Source organism: Lysinibacillus sp. FSL P4-0201 (genome assembly GCF_038593425.1).
Lineage (GTDB): Bacteria > Bacillota > Bacilli > Bacillales_A > Planococcaceae > Lysinibacillus > Lysinibacillus capsici.
Genome location: NZ_CP151995.1, coordinates 2,238,228 through 2,254,189, shown reverse-complemented (window position 1 = coordinate 2,254,189; position 15,962 = coordinate 2,238,228). Strand labels below are relative to the sequence as shown.

At 36.7% G+C, this 15,962-nt stretch carries 18 protein-coding genes; 7 read left to right on the top strand and 11 right to left on the bottom strand.

Annotation, left to right across the window (positions count from 1 at the left end):
* The first annotated feature begins 91 nt into the window (after nt 1-91).
* Together MKY76_RS11300 and MKY76_RS11295 are read left to right on the top strand one after the other, a co-directional pair.
* Nucleotides 92-709 carry a LysE family translocator gene (locus MKY76_RS11300; protein WP_342557857.1) on the top strand — a complete coding sequence of 206 codons (618 nt, stop codon included), beginning with the start codon at nt 92-94 and terminating at the stop codon, nt 707-709.
* 84 nt (nt 710-793) lie between these two features.
* Nucleotides 794-1,273: a DinB family protein gene (locus tag MKY76_RS11295; RefSeq protein ID WP_257961017.1), complete on the top strand. Its 480-nt coding sequence runs from the start codon at nt 794-796 to the stop codon at nt 1,271-1,273.
* Between the two features lie 529 nt (nt 1,274-1,802).
* On the opposite strand, the gene MKY76_RS11290 is transcribed toward MKY76_RS11295, so the two are convergent.
* A complete protein-coding gene (locus tag MKY76_RS11290) occupies nt 1,803-1,967 on the bottom strand; it encodes a hypothetical protein (protein ID WP_004230164.1) in 165 nt (54 codons plus the stop codon).
* Between the two features lie 302 nt (nt 1,968-2,269).
* Between MKY76_RS11290 and MKY76_RS11285 the strand changes: the two genes are divergently transcribed.
* Entirely contained in the window at nt 2,270-3,115 is an 846-nt protein-coding gene (locus MKY76_RS11285) for a copper amine oxidase N-terminal domain-containing protein (RefSeq protein ID WP_048392936.1), read from the top strand.
* 91 nt (nt 3,116-3,206) lie between these two features.
* Nucleotides 3,207-3,380, top strand: a complete 174-nt coding sequence (locus tag MKY76_RS11280) for a hypothetical protein (protein WP_175400719.1) — start codon at nt 3,207-3,209, stop codon at nt 3,378-3,380.
* A 47-nt stretch (nt 3,381-3,427) separates the two neighbouring features.
* Here MKY76_RS11280 and MKY76_RS11275 read toward each other — a convergent pair whose 3' ends face one another.
* From MKY76_RS11275 to MKY76_RS11265, 3 genes are all read right to left on the bottom strand, one after another.
* The gene (locus tag MKY76_RS11275; RefSeq protein ID WP_112118708.1) at nt 3,428-3,811 is read right to left on the bottom strand and encodes a VOC family protein; all 384 of its coding nucleotides are present in this window, start codon (nt 3,809-3,811) and stop codon (nt 3,428-3,430) included.
* 51 nt (nt 3,812-3,862) lie between these two features.
* The gene (locus tag MKY76_RS11270) at nt 3,863-4,141 is read right to left on the bottom strand and encodes a metalloregulator ArsR/SmtB family transcription factor (protein ID WP_054548639.1); all 279 of its coding nucleotides are present in this window, start codon (nt 4,139-4,141) and stop codon (nt 3,863-3,865) included.
* Nucleotides 4,142-4,364: 223 nt separating this feature from the next.
* Entirely contained in the window at nt 4,365-4,853 is a 489-nt protein-coding gene (locus MKY76_RS11265) for an Lrp/AsnC family transcriptional regulator (protein WP_342557856.1), read from the bottom strand.
* Between the two features lie 206 nt (nt 4,854-5,059).
* Between MKY76_RS11265 and MKY76_RS11260 the strand changes: the two genes are divergently transcribed.
* Both MKY76_RS11260 and MKY76_RS11255 read left to right on the top strand, forming a co-directional pair.
* Nucleotides 5,060-5,935: a DMT family transporter gene (locus tag MKY76_RS11260; protein ID WP_342557905.1), complete on the top strand. Its 876-nt coding sequence runs from the start codon at nt 5,060-5,062 to the stop codon at nt 5,933-5,935.
* Between the two features lie 655 nt (nt 5,936-6,590).
* Complete coding sequence (locus tag MKY76_RS11255; protein ID WP_342557904.1) at nt 6,591-7,103, top strand: GNAT family N-acetyltransferase; 513 nt, start codon at nt 6,591-6,593, stop codon at nt 7,101-7,103.
* A gap of 47 nt (nt 7,104-7,150) precedes the next feature.
* Here MKY76_RS11255 and MKY76_RS11250 read toward each other — a convergent pair whose 3' ends face one another.
* The 7 genes from MKY76_RS11250 to MKY76_RS11220 form a co-directional block, all read right to left on the bottom strand.
* On the bottom strand, nt 7,151-7,375 hold the full coding sequence (locus MKY76_RS11250; RefSeq protein WP_066036899.1) for a hypothetical protein: 225 nt from the start codon (nt 7,373-7,375) through the stop codon (nt 7,151-7,153).
* Between the two features lie 246 nt (nt 7,376-7,621).
* Complete coding sequence (locus MKY76_RS11245; RefSeq protein WP_048392945.1) at nt 7,622-7,960, bottom strand: hypothetical protein; 339 nt, start codon at nt 7,958-7,960, stop codon at nt 7,622-7,624.
* A gap of 98 nt (nt 7,961-8,058) precedes the next feature.
* Nucleotides 8,059-8,595 carry a TlpA disulfide reductase family protein gene (locus tag MKY76_RS11240; RefSeq protein ID WP_269898504.1) on the bottom strand — a complete coding sequence of 179 codons (537 nt, stop codon included), beginning with the start codon at nt 8,593-8,595 and terminating at the stop codon, nt 8,059-8,061.
* Between the two features lie 117 nt (nt 8,596-8,712).
* Nucleotides 8,713-9,900, bottom strand: coding sequence for an MFS transporter (locus tag MKY76_RS11235; protein ID WP_342557855.1), 1,188 nt, complete (start codon nt 9,898-9,900; stop codon nt 8,713-8,715).
* Between the two features lie 526 nt (nt 9,901-10,426).
* Complete coding sequence (locus MKY76_RS11230; protein WP_342557854.1) at nt 10,427-13,219, bottom strand: ATP-binding protein; 2,793 nt, start codon at nt 13,217-13,219, stop codon at nt 10,427-10,429.
* Nucleotides 13,212-13,574 carry a response regulator gene (locus MKY76_RS11225; RefSeq protein ID WP_048392951.1) on the bottom strand — a complete coding sequence of 121 codons (363 nt, stop codon included), beginning with the start codon at nt 13,572-13,574 and terminating at the stop codon, nt 13,212-13,214. Before MKY76_RS11225 ends, MKY76_RS11230 begins: the two co-directional genes overlap by 8 nt.
* Before the next feature lie 23 nt (nt 13,575-13,597).
* Nucleotides 13,598-15,229 carry a diguanylate cyclase gene (locus tag MKY76_RS11220; protein ID WP_342557853.1) on the bottom strand — a complete coding sequence of 544 codons (1,632 nt, stop codon included), beginning with the start codon at nt 15,227-15,229 and terminating at the stop codon, nt 13,598-13,600.
* Nucleotides 15,230-15,472: 243 nt separating this feature from the next.
* On the opposite strand from MKY76_RS11220, the gene MKY76_RS11215 reads away from it, so the two are divergent.
* Nucleotides 15,473-15,952, top strand: a complete 480-nt coding sequence (locus tag MKY76_RS11215) for a DUF6530 family protein (RefSeq protein ID WP_016994140.1) — start codon at nt 15,473-15,475, stop codon at nt 15,950-15,952.
* Nucleotides 15,953-15,962: the final 10 nt, after the last annotated feature.

Sequence of the window (15,962 nt, the reverse complement as noted above, 5' to 3'; positions counted from 1 at the left end):
TTTCTTTATCGACAGCCACACAATAGCTAGAATATAATATTCCATGCATTCACCCTAGAATGATTAGTTTATTAGAATAGGATGGTTTCGCATGTTATCTTTTATCGCAATAGTTCTTTTATTATTTTTAATTCCAGGTCCTGCAGTAATTATTACCATTACACAAACATTAAAAAGCGGAAAAAAGAATGGTATTTATACAGCTTTAGGTATCGGTCTTGGTGACTTGGTTCATACATTAGCGGCTGTTTTAGGTCTCTCTGCTATTTTAATGAAATCAGCCACTGCCTTTGAAGTGGTGAAATATATTGGTGTGGCATACCTTGTTTACTTAGGCATTCAGATGCTCCTCACAAAGCCAAAGAAAATTGAGCAACCGACTGTCGAACAAAGTCCTGCTAGTACTTCATTCCGTCAAGGCTTTTTAGCAGAAATCCTCAATCCAAAGACGGCACTGTTTTTCCTAGCCTTCCTACCGCAATTTGTTCAGCATAACGAGCAATCTGTCACAACCCAATTGCTAACACTCGGTATAACATTTGTCGTGATGAGTGCTTTATATACAATCCTACTCGCAGTAATTACAAGCTTCATTGGCGAAAAAATCTTTACAAAAACAAGCGGTAGCTCACGCTGGCTCGAAAAGACAGTTGGCTTCGTTTATATCGGTCTCGGTGTCCGTTTAGCATTACAGACACAAAGTAGATAAATTGGAGAACACAAAAAGTGTTCTTCTTTTTTTGCAGGAAAATGGAGTTTTAATAGCCAATAATATTAAAAAGGAGGGTTACATTTGAATCAACGTCAAGAAAATTTATTTCAGCAGCTAGCCAATTATCGTGGCGAGCTGCTTCACTTACTCGAGCATGTATCAGAAGAAAAAGCGAACATCATCCCAGCTGGATTTCATAATAATATTCGCTGGAATATGGGTCATGTTTATCTCGATCAATATTTATGGATAGAGGCATTAACAAAAGAAAAGGATGCAGATTTAGAAGCTCTCAAGAAATGGTTTGGCTTTGGTACATCGCCAAAGCATTTTGACGACGAAACGCCATCCTTTGAGGAATTAAAGAAGTATTTAGCTCAGCAGCCTGAACAATTAAAGGAACAGTACGGTCATCGATTGTCAGAGGAATTCCCTCCTATTGATATGGGTATGCAAACCATTGAACAAGTACTGTTACGCACCATCTTTCATGAAGGTATGCATTTACAAGCGATTTTAACCATTTATCGATGCCTAAACGAAGCAACAGACCTAGTTTGATACTGGGTCTGTTGTTCTTGTTTTAATAGAACAAAAATCTTTACATAACTCATGCTTTTCACCCGTCCTTTTCATCACGTTCGTTAACGATATGCATTTGTTTTTTGGTATCCTTTCCGTTCAAAAAATGGTCCCGCTGTAAGACTAGCATCCGTGTAAATATGTGTTAGACCAAGCTTTTTTGCGTCTGCTTCTATTCCCTTGTCCCTGAAAATCCTTATATGACATGAAGGCTGATCCAAATTTGTCAATTCGATGAGGCTCCCTTGCGACATAGGTCTTATTATTTCTTAAAGACTGTTGCCAAAGCCGCTACTTTAAATGGTTGCATTGCTAACGGTGGACAAGCCTACAATTTGGCCTGTGAATACCTATGTACAGTCCGTAAAAATAATTACAAAATTTCTTCCAAGCCATCGTCGTGATCGTTTGTAAAATAGAGTTCTTCTCACCATCTATATGCCAATAATAGTTATTTATATAAAAATATAGCAAGCTTATAGATCCCTATAATCTATAAGCTTTTGTTTTATTGTTTCGGTGTATTGGCTGTCAGCGGATTTGCATTGGCGACTAATTGTACAGGCGTCGTTGTTTGTTGAAAGCTATCCTTTTGTCCTTGATTCGATTTTCCGTAGCCTTTCATCACAGCAAATAATGCTGCACCAACAATGCCCCATGTCAAAAACTTCATTTAAAAAACCTCCTTTCAGCATTAGTATTCGAGAACAAATACAGATTATACACTGTCAAAAAGTTGCTAATAGCGGTGGTGATTTTGTGTTATTTTATTTCAACTTCTTTACTTTGATATCTAGCAACACGATGGTTTTAATCTAAATGACACACTGCGAAATCAAGTCCAAAATATTGATGATGATACACAACCTTTTCCAGCCAAAAGAAAAAATAGTAAAGTTTTTATTATATACATAAGAATATTATGGTAAAATTTCCGATGGTGGTAAGTGTTAAAGTATAAGGAGGTTATATACCATGAAAAAATTTTTTACAGGGCTATTTTTAACATCTACATTATTTGTAGCAACACCTGCTGATGCCGCAACGACACAAATCAAAATCGACGATGTTGTGGTAAAATCTGATACAGCACCCGAGCAAAAAAACAATCGAACAATGGTGCCATTACGAGTGATCAGTGAAAATCTTGGTGCGCAAGTTCATTGGCAGGATTCACAAATCACCCTTTCAATGGATCAAACAACCATTAAATTGAATCTTAATAACCGAACAGTCATTAAAAATGGTCAAAAAGAGCAATTGGATGTACAACCATACATGAAAAACAATCGCACCTATGTACCAATTCGCTTTATTGCTGAAACATTCGGCAGCCAAGTGCATTATAATGATGGCACAGTGAATATTACGACTGAACCATTGCTAATTGAAGATGAAAAAATCAAGGTACTACGCTATGAATACCATATGACAATGGGTGGTGTCATTCAGGACATCAAAGGCAATGCCTATCACCAAGCACTTTTCAAAATTTTCCAAGAAAAGAAAGGCGACAAAGTAGAGGCTCCGAAAGATTATTATTGGCACCTCAATCTAGAAACTCCTGGGTCTTATTACAAGCTTGGTCAATTTGATTTTATGAGCCATGATCAAAACAGTGTTCGACAATATGATATCTATACATTAAATCAACCTTTCCCAGAGGAATTATTACAAGGCTATCCTGAGTATTTACTCCATGATTTCGATGGCGATAACTGGTATATTTTCTCTGAGCAAGCAGTGAAGTCAATACAGCAGCTGATTAATAGTGCATATAATAATGGCTTTAGCAAAATAATTAGTAATACAGTCGCTTAAAAAAATTTTTAATGGCAGCTATACACAACATATTCTGTAAAAAGATGTGCAAAATATTCATATCAACGATTGATTGATGGAGGTTTGCCTCATGCAGAAATTCCTATCATTAAGTATAGCGCTACTATTCCTTTTATCTGCTTGTTCGTCGGAAGAAGCTCCGCCCAGCGAGGAAGCAGAAGCCAAAGAACAGACCGTAAATGCGCAGCCAAAAGAAAATCTAAACGTTTTGAACGATGATAAAGGTTGGGTAATGGCTGAGTAATGAGAAAAGCGTGTTTTGATATTTTTTATCAAACACGCTTTTCTACACTATTTTTGTATAATCTGAATAAGGTTGCCACATGTATCATTAAAAACTGCTATTGTGACTTCTCCCGCTTTTGTCGGCTTAAGTGTAAATTCAACGCCTTTCTCCAGTAAACGGCTATACTCCTTTTCTAAATCAGTAACTCCAAACATTGTTGCTGGAATGCCTTCAGCGAAAATCCTCCTTTGATAGTCCTTTGCTGCAGGATGCTCATCTGGCTCAAGTAATAGCTCAGTGCCCTCTAAATCATCAGGCGACACAAGCGTTAGCCATCTATGTTTTCCTACTGGGACATCCTCCTTTTTTACAAACCCTAGCTTTTCCGTATAAAATGCCAGTGCCTTTTCCTGATCTTGTACAAAGATACTGTTGACAATAATATTCAATTGCTTTTCCTCCTTTTAAGTCGTTTAAGAAGCATCCTTCACACGTAAACTTTACTCTACCCATCCTTTCAGTAAATCTTTAAGTGGTTCCTTATTGAAAAGAATGACTCGATATTTTCCCTTCCGCTGTGATAGGACGAGTCCAGCACTCTCCAAGACAGACAGATGCTTAGCAATCCCCTGCCTCGAAATGGAAAGTTCATGTTTCATTAGAAGACGCACCGTCAATTCATACAACGTCATCTCATCACACTCAGCCAGTTCATCTAATATAAGTCTCCGAGTCGAGTCCCCTAGTGCTTTAAAAACAGCGTCTTTATCCCAATTCATAGCTTGATTATAGGCAACTCTATGGTTGCATGTCAACTATAAGCAACTTGTGGGTTGTATGATTTTTGTACGTGTGGTCTCCTTATTTGAACAGGGTGAATCTTTAGGAGCGGGGCTTTACTCATTTAGAGTGGTAACTAACTTTTTAGGATGACTTTCTACTCGTTTAAAGCGGCTGCTTACCTATCATGAGTAAAAAAACAGCAAGCCTGAGTTAGCTTACTCAGACTTGCTGTTTTTCTTCGATCGGTAACACTGTAGAATATTTAATTTCTCGTAAGGATAAATTCGTTTGAATTCTAGAAACGCCAAGCTTATTTAATTTTCGAATAAATTGATTTAAGTCTTGGCGGTCTCGAATTACGACCTTTAACAAATAATCATAGGCACCTGTTAAGCAATGACATTCCAAAATTTCGGTCATTGTTTTCAAGCTGTTTTCTAACTCCTCTATTTCCTTCTCCTGATGAATATTTGTGCTCATAAATATATAGCACAATAAATCAAACCCTAGTTTCTCCTGATTTAAAATTGCGACTTGTTGATCAATATAGCCTTCATTTTCTAGACGTTTCACCCTTGTATGGGTTGCTGGTGGGGACAGATTCACCCGTCTAGCTAATTCCGCATTGCTAATGTGAACCTCTCGCTGCAAAATCGCTAAGATTTGCAGATCGACATTATCTAATCCTTTATTTTTTATATCCTCCATTGTTTTCTCCTCTTTTGATTATTTATAGACAAGGAAGTTTTTAGCGCGATTTCAAAATATTATTTTGATATTCATTAAATAACTTTCGATTATTTTGATTTTATTCAATTATACAAAATATTATACTGATAAATCACTAATAGTGCTATGATTCTTATTATACATAAAAGCAAAAGGAGTGTACCTATACTGTGGTTAAATTTTATATGGGCTTAATGCTTGTCACGAGCTTACTATGGGGAGGCAATTTTGTTGTGGCTAAGACGCTAGTGGCTCATGCCTCTCCAATGACCTTAACGTTGGTCAGATGGCTGATCGCAGTGATGGTCCTGCTACCGTTAGTTTGGTGGAAAGAAAAGAGATTGGTTCCTGCTAAAGCCGCTCTTGTGCCATTATGCCTGATGGGCATTACAGGTGTTGCCTTGTTTAATATATTTCAATTTTTAGCGTTGGAACGAACAACATCCACGAATGCTGGCCTTATTTCTACAATGAATACCATGTCCATCGCCCTTTTTTCTTTCGCCTTTCTGAAAGAAAAAATAAATGGCTTGCAACTTCTGGCGATGGTACTCTCTTTAATTGGTGTTTTTCTTGTCCTTTCGAAAGGAGATTGGCAGCTGTTATGGCACTTCCAATTGAATACAGGAGATTTATGGATGGTGGCAGCCGTTTGCGTATGGGGACTTTATTCTGTATGTAGTAAGTGGGCTATGCAAACAACCTCTCCGTTAATGGCGACATTGTATGCAGGTTTGTTTGGGGTGCTCATCCTAGTCCCATTCACGATTACGGATTTTACCTTCTCCGAAATCGACTCCTCTTTCATCCTTTCGCTACTTTATACAGGGGTCATCTCTACAGTAGTTTGTATGGTATTTTGGAATATTGGCGTTCAACAATTAGGTGCCACAACCTCTGGTATTTTTCTAAACTTTAATCCTATTTTTACAGCATTGCTCGCCTTTTTATTTATCGGTGAACAGCTAAGCTGGCTGCAAGGCATTGGGGGAATCATCGTGATTTTGGGATGCTACTTATTCACACATTTTAAAACGAAGACGCCTCAGGCTGTGCTCTAAATTTCTATTTTTCAAACTTGCAAATAATAAAAGATGCATTCCCCCTCTTAAAACTCATCGAGAGGCAATGCATCTAATGAAGTAGATGTTTTTTTGTTACTACCACAAATGAAACACCGTTCCTTCGTGAAGATTGCTTGTCATACGTAAACCTTGCCCATAATGGTGTTGCAATCTTATATGGATATTGATTACTGCTGGATGAAGCTTTAAAATTCCATGCTTTAATGGATTTTCAATTAATGGCTGGTTAGTCAGTGATGGGATGAGGACAGTTGTCTCCGACTCTAGTTGCCATACAACCTGAATACGCTTGCCAAAACGCTCCTACTGTATATAGAGGTAGACTTGAACCAACCTAAGTTCATTTTCTAGTGGAACAAGTGCTTCCACATTTTGAAAATTACAGGACTCTCTTAAAAAATCTCAATGCCTCTACTAATTTACTTGTCCGCTCACTATTTAATTCACTAAACCCGACAGGAAGTGGGTCTTTTTAATGACGGTCCTTTTTTAGTGGATGGCTGAAAAAGCAAACCAGTACTCATGTCTATCCACACATCTACAAAATCATCTGAACAATCCATAAACTGGGTGAGATTAACCCTAGACTACAGGTATAATGAAAGAAAAACCAAAATTGATTGGAGATGCCATGAAAATTCGATTAGAAACATTAACACAGGGTGATTTTGAAAACTTATATGCATTTGAGGTTAAAAATAGGGCCTATTTTGAAAAAACAGTCCCAAGTCGAGGGGATGACTATTACGAATTACCAAATTTCATAAGAAAAAATGACATGCTTTTAGAGGAACAAGCTCAACAGCTATCCTATTTCTATCTAATAAAAAATGAACTTGAAGAAATTATAGGAAGAATCAATGTAATCGATATTGATAAGGATCAACGATTAGGCCATATCGGTTATAGAGTAGGAAAAGAATTTAGTGGGAAAGGGGTTGCCCATACAGCCTTAGAATTAGTATTAGACCTTATGCGCCAGCAAGGCATGCTCATCATTGAGGCACAAACAACAACGAACAATATAGCCTCTCAAAAAGTATTAGAAAAAAACGGTTTTAAACCATTGGATAGAAGCGGAGAATCATTTGAAATGAATGGTCAAAACCTCACTTTTACTTATTACCGGTGGATTAATTCCTAGGATGATCTGACAAACCGGATTGTCAGATTATCCAATAAAGAATGTGCCTAATCTAATGAGACCCCTTTAATCGCTGTTTTCAATTCCTCTAAACTCTTAATCATTTGCAGTAAAGAATGATATTCAGCTGCATTCAAGTGATCACCATGCACTGTTATGTATCTTTTTATGCTACTTTCCATTGTTTGAATTTCTAGCATAGCATTATACTGAACGTCAGGTTCTTGGGGTCTACTCTTCTCTCTATTTTGTTGGTTTCGATTTTGGGGCACTGCGGTTTGATAGCTCCTTTAACATATTGTATACCTCCATAGATATACATATTTTGCATGACAAATTACTAATAACAAAGGGTAATTATAGTATAATAGTTACCTTTTTATTCCCTTTATAATTGTAAAAATACAATTATCGAAGCCTATTTTATAATATAGCACTCTACAAATTCTATACAACGCAAAAAAATCAAAATGAGCACCTAGCCATCTTGATTTTTTGCAGGTGGAAGCCAATAACTTTCACACCTTTTGTGGTGGAATAATGCCTGTTACAAGTAAAATAAAGAATACCAATCCAATAAGGAAAAATATCAGTGACGCTATAAATACGGGTCCAAGTTTAACCTTGAACCGTTCTCGCTCATGAATAATCCCTGTTTGTGCACTCACTTGGGATGTATAAAGCCTTGACATCGCTCCACCGCTACTCGAAAAGTAAAACGTTCCTAAGGTAAAGGCAATGCCCGTGAAAAACATCACTTCGATAAATCTCACAGAGAATATTGTAGCAACCCAGTACGTCAACGATATTTCTACAATCCATGCAATGATGATAATAATCATGTGTTTCCGTGGCATTAAAGGAGCCCCTTCCTTTTTCTTTAGCTACTTCTACGCATCTTTTTAGAAAAAGTTTCATTTTTCTAAATATATTGTCTATAAGACTTATTCTGTTCTTAGAGATCATCAATCAATTGTATTAATTGTTGTTGAGTGAGTTCGCCTTTCACGCTGTGCTGTAATTTTCCTTCTTTATCAAAGATAAAGGTACTAGGATAATTCACCACTTCAAACGTTTTCTGTAGTACTCCCTCTTCGTCTAGGAAGATAGGAAATGATAAATCATAGGTATCCTTAAATGCTGCCGCCTTCTTATAGCTATCATAGGCTGTGGCATTGATGGCTAGCAGCTCGACATCCTTTGATTTTTGTTGATAGAATGCCTCTAGTTCAGGTGCTTCCTGTTGACAAGGTCCACACCAGGACGCCCAAAAATTCACTACTACTATTTTGCCCTTATATGCTTCAAACGTTGTGGAGGATTGATCTAGCTTTGTTAAAGCAGTTTCATAATTAATTTGTTTGGTGCCATCCTCCAAAACAGTCATTGATGGTGTAAGAGATGCTTGGAAAAAAACATTTTTTAATGCCACACCAATAAAGATTGCTATGATAAGTGCAGAGATAATGAAACTTGTTTTTTTACGATTCATACTAACTCTCCTTTTAAAATATACAAATATTTGTATATTTTACCATACTATCAACTAACAGAATATGAACTTTTTATAAAAAATAGCCCCTACTCTAAAAGTAAGGGCTACTCTTTCTTACGTGAAAGATGTTTTATTTTTATAGGCAATCACACTTACGAGAAGTAGCATACTAGCTGAAAGGAAAAAAACAACTCGTATCCCATACCATTCTGACAACATGCCCATCATTAAAGATGAAAGGCCGAATACCCCTGTCACAATGACATTCAACGATGTATACACCGTTGGTAATTTCTCCTTTGAGACACTTGTTTGAATGATGGTTTGCTGTGGAATGTTTTTTAATTGCCCACATAAGCCAATCAGCAAAGAACAGAGTAAAGCCATCAATGGTGTGATACTAACCGCAAAGAATAATGTAAAAATAGCGGACAACAGCGCACCTCCACTTATGAACATAGCTTTCTTACGCTCAATAAATTTGGTCCATTTTAAACAAATCATACTCCCTATAATCATGCCAATAAAAAAAATGCCGTTGAGATAACCCCACCATTGAGAAGAAGCCTGCAATGCTTCTTCTACAAAAACAAGTAAAATCGCTGCGACCCACACTGCACCTGCCATTGATTCCAGTAAATCCATTCGTGCAGCTACCTTTAGTACAGGTGTTTGATGGATGGATTGCCACCCTTGCATAAATAACACCAATTTCTTTTTTTCTAGACGTTCCATACGTGCCACATCTGGTAAAAGCTTTAAAAGCAATGTTGCCATGAAAAAAAGGACGACAACGCCCCATATAAGCTGTGATGGTGTAAAGAGAAGCAGCAAGGAACTGCCAACAAACCAAGAACCCACCTGAATGGATTGGATAACCGTTTCTGCAATACTATTTGCTCGCAATAAATCCTTTTCTTCCACATAATGAGGCAGCAAGGATTGACGAATAGGATTGGCACAACCATCCAAAAACGCAACCATCGCAATCAATAAAAACACAAAGCCAATCATCGGCTGGTCGCCTACCCATTGTACATACAAGGCAAGGCCCAAAATGACAGCGGTTTTAAAGCCTTGAGAAATAGTTAGCAATTGATTCAACGACACTTTTGTCGTAATAAGAGGTGTTAGCAAACTGGAAATCAACATACAAGTAGTAATAATAAACGGTACGAAGGAAGTAGCAATCGCCGAGTTGGTGAAACGATAAATTATACTAATCACGCTTACTATATAGTCACCAATATCCGCTAAAGATTGACCTGTCAATAAAAGTGAAAAAGATCGGTTTTTAAACACGTTTTATCCCCCAAAATTAAGATTTTATTTTTTCTTGGGAGATTTTTAAATTGGACGAACCTGCATGTCTGAACTCCTTTTTACGCCTAGTTGAAAAAACGATGGGGGATTTCATTTTTTTCAAATTTCTATGCGTGATTTTGATTAAATTTCATGAAAATTCTAAAGTATTTATCTTATTTTAGCATTACTTCCACTTTGTTGCCAGCACGCAAAAAGACCAGGTGTTCTCAAAAAATTTGAGCCCTGGTCTTTTTGTGAAAAGTGAAACCTACTAGTTTGCTTTAGTGTTTTGTATTCTACTAGTACAGTAGTCGTGCCAGCTTGGCAAAGGTTACACATTTTTGAAGAAAAATTCACGAAACTTATTTTTCTTGTTTTAAGTTGTTCGCCTTTAATGCCTGCTTGTAAGGAGCAACTTGCGACAAACACTTTGGCTTCACCTATTAAAGTTTTTATGAATTTAAGCTACTGCTCACATTTTCCTTACAATATAATGCTACGGACAATGAATCAAGCTATCCTATTATTTCACAAACAGTTTTGATATTTCTTCAGGCGGATATGGTTTGGTTAAGTATTTTTTAATTTGAAATTGGTCCACCATTTCTTTTACCTCATCTAATGCTGAGGATATAATAATCGGTATCTCTTTTGTATGCTCTCTTTCTCTTAGTGCACGGACTAAATCCCAGCCGCTCATTTCTTCGCCCAGCATTATGTCAATCACAATACCAAGTAAAGGCGTATTGAGTGTATCTTCAAAAGCTTTTTTTGGGTCATGATGATGAATCACGGTAAAGCCATTGCTTTTTAGCTCTTCAGACAACAGTAGAGCTAAGCTTAAGTCATCCTCAACAAGCATAATGTTTAAGCCATTGCTATCCCCCATTACATCCTCTTCATCGAAGGTGATAGTGTTATTTGCAAGTGGTAAAGTAAAGTACACAGTAGTACCTTGTCCCTCTTCTGACTCTATCCATATTTCTCCCTCATGCTTTAAGATGATTTCTCTACAAATGGAAAGACCCAGTCCAGTTCCTCCTATTTTACGTCTTAAACTATTATCGATTCGTTTGAATTTTTGGAACAACTGAGCAATATCCTGTTTAGATATGCCAATGCCCTCATCTTTTATACTCACTTGGATGCTATTATTTTTGTTTTCTAACAAAATCTCCACATCCCCACCTTGTGGAGAAAATTTAATCGCATTTCCTATTAAATTAATAAATAATTGGACGAGTCTATCTTGATCTGCATTAACATAGACCTCTCTTGCCTTATCAATTAGATGGACATTATGCTTTTGCTCATGTCGGAAGCGATTGACAATTTCAAAGGCTATTTCATTTAATTGTAGTGTCTCCATGTTATATTGCTGCTTGCCTGACTCCATTCGCTGTAAATCTAAGAAGTCATTTATAAGATTGGTTAGTCGTACCGCCTCTCTATGAATTGTATCGATATATTTATTTTGTCGTTCGGGTTTTATATTTTTCGTTAACAGAAGCTCTGTAAAGCCAAGTACGCTCGATAAAGGCGTTCGCAGTTCATGACTTACCGTACTCACTAATTCGGATTTCATTTGATCTACTTCATATTCTCTTGTAATATCACGATGCACAAAAATTGTGCCTACTTTTTCCTGTCCATCAAAAAGACAAGTTGCATACACCTCGACAAAGATTTCATGTTCAGCCGTCATACAATAGCGGCATTTTCGTGTCTCCTCAAAGCTCTCCATAATAGATGCCTCTAAAAATTCAATTAATTCATCAGGTTGGGCACTACATTTTTGAAAATGCTGTAGCCAATCCTTTTTAGGGATACTTGTTTCTGTTGTCAAGTTAAGGAGGTTGACAATACCACACAGCGCTCTATTGATAAGAACGGTATTGCCTGTAGCAGAAACTAATTGGATTCCTTCGTTGACATTATCAATAATCGTTTGATTTAACGTCCTCGATTTTTCTACCTCTTCATACATAAGAATACGTTCAAATGCGATGGACACACGATTTAATAGTCCGTTTAAACTATCTATATCCCGATCATTATGGGGATGCCCCTCTCGTGTCGCCATTAAAATAGCGACTAGCTCTCGTTTAGAATTAAACACGGAAGAATACAAGTCATAGGCATAATAAGACTCTTGTGCAATTCCTTTTTCATTTGCTGTCAATTGACGTGTAATAACAAAGGATTTTTCCTGCTTTAATCGTGCTTGTTTATCCATGTCAAAATTTTCAACTAGGGCTGCAGCAGATTGGTGTGATAAACCTTTTGTCGCATAAACATTGCCCTCCATCCAATACAGCACACTCGTATCATATTGATAAATGTCGTTTAAATAATTATGGAGATTATCGATTAGTTTCTGTTTATTTAACGTAAAGGTTAGTACATGATTTAATTGATTATACTTTTCTAAATAATTTAATGAATTTTGTAATTGTAGTTGATTTTCTTGAAGCTCGTCCTGCTGCGCTAAAAGCTCCTCATTTTGAGTGGTCAGTACCTCTTCCTTATCCTGAATGGAGAGTATCATTTTAAGAAATGAGTTCGCTAGAATGCCTAACTCATCCTCCTTTTGTACAAGATTACCTAAATCAATGGATTTCCCTGACGCCAAAGCGTTTGTCGCAAGTGTTAATTGTTCAATTGGTCGAATCATATTATTCAGCACTCTTCGTAAAATGACCCCAACAAATAGTAAAATGAGACCGCTAATCATGAGCGAAATAAAAGTAAATAATTGCCCCTGCTCCACTGTCTTGCTAAAAATTTGGTTTAAGGAGTGGTCTGTTTTTTTCTTATAGGATTTTGTATAGGCAATAAATTTATTGACAAGGTCATTTGCGCCACTATTCGAAAGCTCTCGCAAAGCCTCATAATCCCCCATCTTCGCAAAGCTTAACCCTTTTGGGAGAGTAACTGTTTTATAATTATAATGAAAATCAACTAGCTCATTATAGAGCCCTCGTTCTTCTTCTGTTAAATCCAGTTGCGAAAACTGCTGTAATAGAACTTCGAAATTCTCCAAATTTTCATACAATAACTTTAATTCCTGCTCATTTTGAAAGGCATAGTAGCCCCTTGCTCGAAAAAATATGCCATTAAAATTTTCTTCCAATTCATCCACAAGCATTGATTTTTCATACATTTGCTCTCTCTTCTGCTGTAAGGCATTTTGACTTGCATTGACTACGACAAGAAAAGCAGCAATGATGATTAAAAAGCTAACAACTAGAAAAAGCAGCATTTTAAAGAATTGGTTGCGTATACTTTTATTCAGCAAGGGTGTTGACTTAATCATTTAAGATGTCCTCCACCAGGTTCATTAGCTTAATGGGACTAAACGGTTTGGACATAAAGTAATCTGCCCCTAAATCAAATACCTTTTGACGATCACTTTCCTGTGATTTTGCTGTCAGCATGAGAATAGGCATCGACATTTTAATCTCTTGTGGGAGAAGCTCGATCACCTCAATTCCTGTTAAATTCGGCATCATATAGTCGAGTATCATTAAATCATAGGAGCTTTCCATCATTTTTTTTAGGGCTTCTTCGCCATCCTCTGCCTCATCAATATCAAATTCTAAATCTTCTAATGTTTCACGTATTAACATGCGTAATATTTCTTCATCATCTACTACTAAAATTCTAGCCATCCTGTCTTTTTCTCCCTTTCCCATTAAAGAAACATTTGATGAATTAAACGAACAATACGTTCCGATACTTCAGCCACATTAAACGGCTTCACAATATAATCATCCGCCCCATTAATGAAAGCCTTCATGACGTATTCTTCCCCCACACGTGAAGTTAGCATGGAGACGATTACATTACTTGATGCATGTTGCTCTCTTATCTTACTCAGCACCTCGATGCCGTCCATTTGCGGCAATATCCAATCTAATAAGATAATGTATTTGCATGCAGGGTCATACCAATTGGATTCCAGAAAACTAATGCCATCAGGAAATGATAATGTTTCAATCCTATAATCGTCATTTTCCTCCAAATGCTTAAAATGATTGGTAATCAGATCACGAATAATATACACATCATCAATGACAACGATCTTAATTTTCACCTTTCTTTTCTCCACAGCAGCTACGTTATCAAAGATGATCGTTTGATTTCTCCCTAATTGCTTGGCCGTATAAAGTGCTTGATCTGCCTCTTCTAGCATCTTTTTAGGATGTAAATTGGTAGAAGTGGCTACCGCAATTCCACTCGAAAATGTAACATGGAAGCTAGTTCCATTTGCAGTAAATGTTTTTTTCTCCATGGAGGTACGAAGTTTTTCAATAAAAATAAATGCCTCTTTTTTAGTTGTACGAGGCATTAAAATTACAAATTCTTCTCCACCATAGCGACAAGCAATTTCTTCAGCTCCTTTTAGCTCCTTCACCAATGAAGCGAAACCCTTAAGCACCTCATCCCCCACTAGGTGACCATATGTATCATTTACTTTTTTAAAATAATCTAAATCGATCATCGCAATTGAAAAATGTTCTTTGTGTTGCTGATGGTGTTTAATGAAAAGCTTCATTTGCGATTCCATAAATTTACGATTATAAATTTGGGTTAATTCGTCAATGACGATAGCCTGTTCTAATTCTCTTTTATAGGCTAAGCGATTGGAAACATAAGCGATTAATAGCTCTTCATCAATGGGCTTTGCCATAAAATCCATAGCACCCATCTCCAATGTGCGAATACGATTTTCTTTACAATCATTACTACTAATCACTGTCACAAACATGAGCTCTTTTTTCGTCTTTTTAATATTGTCTAAAATAGAAAAGCCATTAGAATCTGGAAGCATGATATCTAGAAATACGATGGATGGTTGCAATTCATAAATTAACGCTAATCCTCGTTTACCATTATGAGCTGCAATGACAGAGTAGCCCTTTTTCTCTAAAACATTTTTTAAATAGGAAATAAATACAACATCATCATCTATTATCAGAATAAAATCTTGTTTTGCTGGATTTTTAATGATGGTTGTAGGATGTTCCATATGTTGTGTCATTGAATCATTTTCTTTATAAAAATGGACGCTTTCAATAAATGGAGCAAGAAACTTTTTCCATTCTGATTGGGTCCATTGCTTGTTACTGTCTTCATTCAAAAGCTCTAGCTTTTCACGAGCAATCGACGTTAATTCATGTAAACCGATTGATCCAGCGGTGCCTTTTAACGTATGTAAAAATGAATAGAGCTCGTCTTCTCTAACAAAGTCACTATTATCCCATTTTTGTAAATTTTCACATATACGTGTATAAACCATTCGGTGATATTTAGCTGTTTCCATCCTATTTCTCTCCAATCAATCATACTTCTATAAATTATAACTTACTATTTTGTAAAAACCACGGCAGATTTTGAACGTTTATTGTAATGAATCCCTTTCTTTTAAGCCCCTCTTAGCTGGTCTTAAAAGAAAGGGTTCTAACTTTGCTCTTTTCGATTGACTTATAGAAGCGTTTAATGCTAAATTTACTAAAGCAGTAATTTACTAAATTACTAAATTCGAAATGATAGGGAGTACAGATACATGAAAATTCCAACACATTTAAAACATAAACCTGTCATCGTGGCAGAAAATTATGCCAATATTGATGGGCGCACTGCTTATCAAACAGATGCACAAGGGCTTTCCCTTGGTCTGGCACAATGGAATGATCGAGGAAAGGTTGATATTTCTGCGAAGGTTTGGCGGCATACAGGTGGCAAGTGGTCTCGCCAATCAGAAGAACTTCCCCTACACCGCGTGCTTGATCTCGCTATTTTAGTATGTGAAACGGAACTTTATTTTAAGGAGGCTTATCGTCATGAGCATTTATATGATGAAGAAAACCCTGTAATTAATCGTGTAGGCTTACAGGGAGATGCCATGACAGTGGAAGTTTGCACAGAAAATGAACAGATTAAAGAGGATATTCAGCTTTTTCAGCAAGCACTTAATAATGATGGTGAGCTAATTGGTGAACGCCTACGCACACTTTCAAGAATCTTAAAAGAAATGGGTTATTAAAACTCAAGAG

What these genes read in the sequence shown, in the direction of transcription:
- MKY76_RS11300 (WP_342557857.1), top strand. Translation starts at nt 92, where the DNA reads ATGTTATCTTTTATCGCAATAGTTCTTTTATTATTTTTAATTCCAGGT.
- MKY76_RS11290 (WP_004230164.1), bottom strand. Translation starts at nt 1,967, where the DNA reads ATGAAGTTTTTGACATGGGGCATTGTTGGTGCAGCATTATTTGCTGTG.
- MKY76_RS11285 (WP_048392936.1), top strand. Translation starts at nt 2,270, where the DNA reads ATGAAAAAATTTTTTACAGGGCTATTTTTAACATCTACATTATTTGTA.
- MKY76_RS11280 (WP_175400719.1), top strand. Translation starts at nt 3,207, where the DNA reads ATGCAGAAATTCCTATCATTAAGTATAGCGCTACTATTCCTTTTATCT.
- MKY76_RS11270 (WP_054548639.1), bottom strand. Translation starts at nt 4,141, where the DNA reads ATGAATTGGGATAAAGACGCTGTTTTTAAAGCACTAGGGGACTCGACT.
- MKY76_RS11265 (WP_342557856.1), bottom strand. Translation starts at nt 4,853, where the DNA reads ATGGAGGATATAAAAAATAAAGGATTAGATAATGTCGATCTGCAAATC.
- MKY76_RS11260 (WP_342557905.1), top strand. Translation starts at nt 5,060, where the DNA reads ATGGGCTTAATGCTTGTCACGAGCTTACTATGGGGAGGCAATTTTGTT.
- MKY76_RS11255 (WP_342557904.1), top strand. Translation starts at nt 6,591, where the DNA reads ATGAAAATTCGATTAGAAACATTAACACAGGGTGATTTTGAAAACTTA.
- MKY76_RS11245 (WP_048392945.1), bottom strand. Translation starts at nt 7,960, where the DNA reads ATGCCACGGAAACACATGATTATTATCATCATTGCATGGATTGTAGAA.
- MKY76_RS11240 (WP_269898504.1), bottom strand. Translation starts at nt 8,595, where the DNA reads ATGAATCGTAAAAAAACAAGTTTCATTATCTCTGCACTTATCATAGCA.
- MKY76_RS11230 (WP_342557854.1), bottom strand. Translation starts at nt 13,219, where the DNA reads ATGATTAAGTCAACACCCTTGCTGAATAAAAGTATACGCAACCAATTC.
- MKY76_RS11225 (WP_048392951.1), bottom strand. Translation starts at nt 13,574, where the DNA reads ATGGCTAGAATTTTAGTAGTAGATGATGAAGAAATATTACGCATGTTA.
- MKY76_RS11220 (WP_342557853.1), bottom strand. Translation starts at nt 15,229, where the DNA reads ATGGAAACAGCTAAATATCACCGAATGGTTTATACACGTATATGTGAA.
- MKY76_RS11215 (WP_016994140.1), top strand. Translation starts at nt 15,473, where the DNA reads ATGAAAATTCCAACACATTTAAAACATAAACCTGTCATCGTGGCAGAA.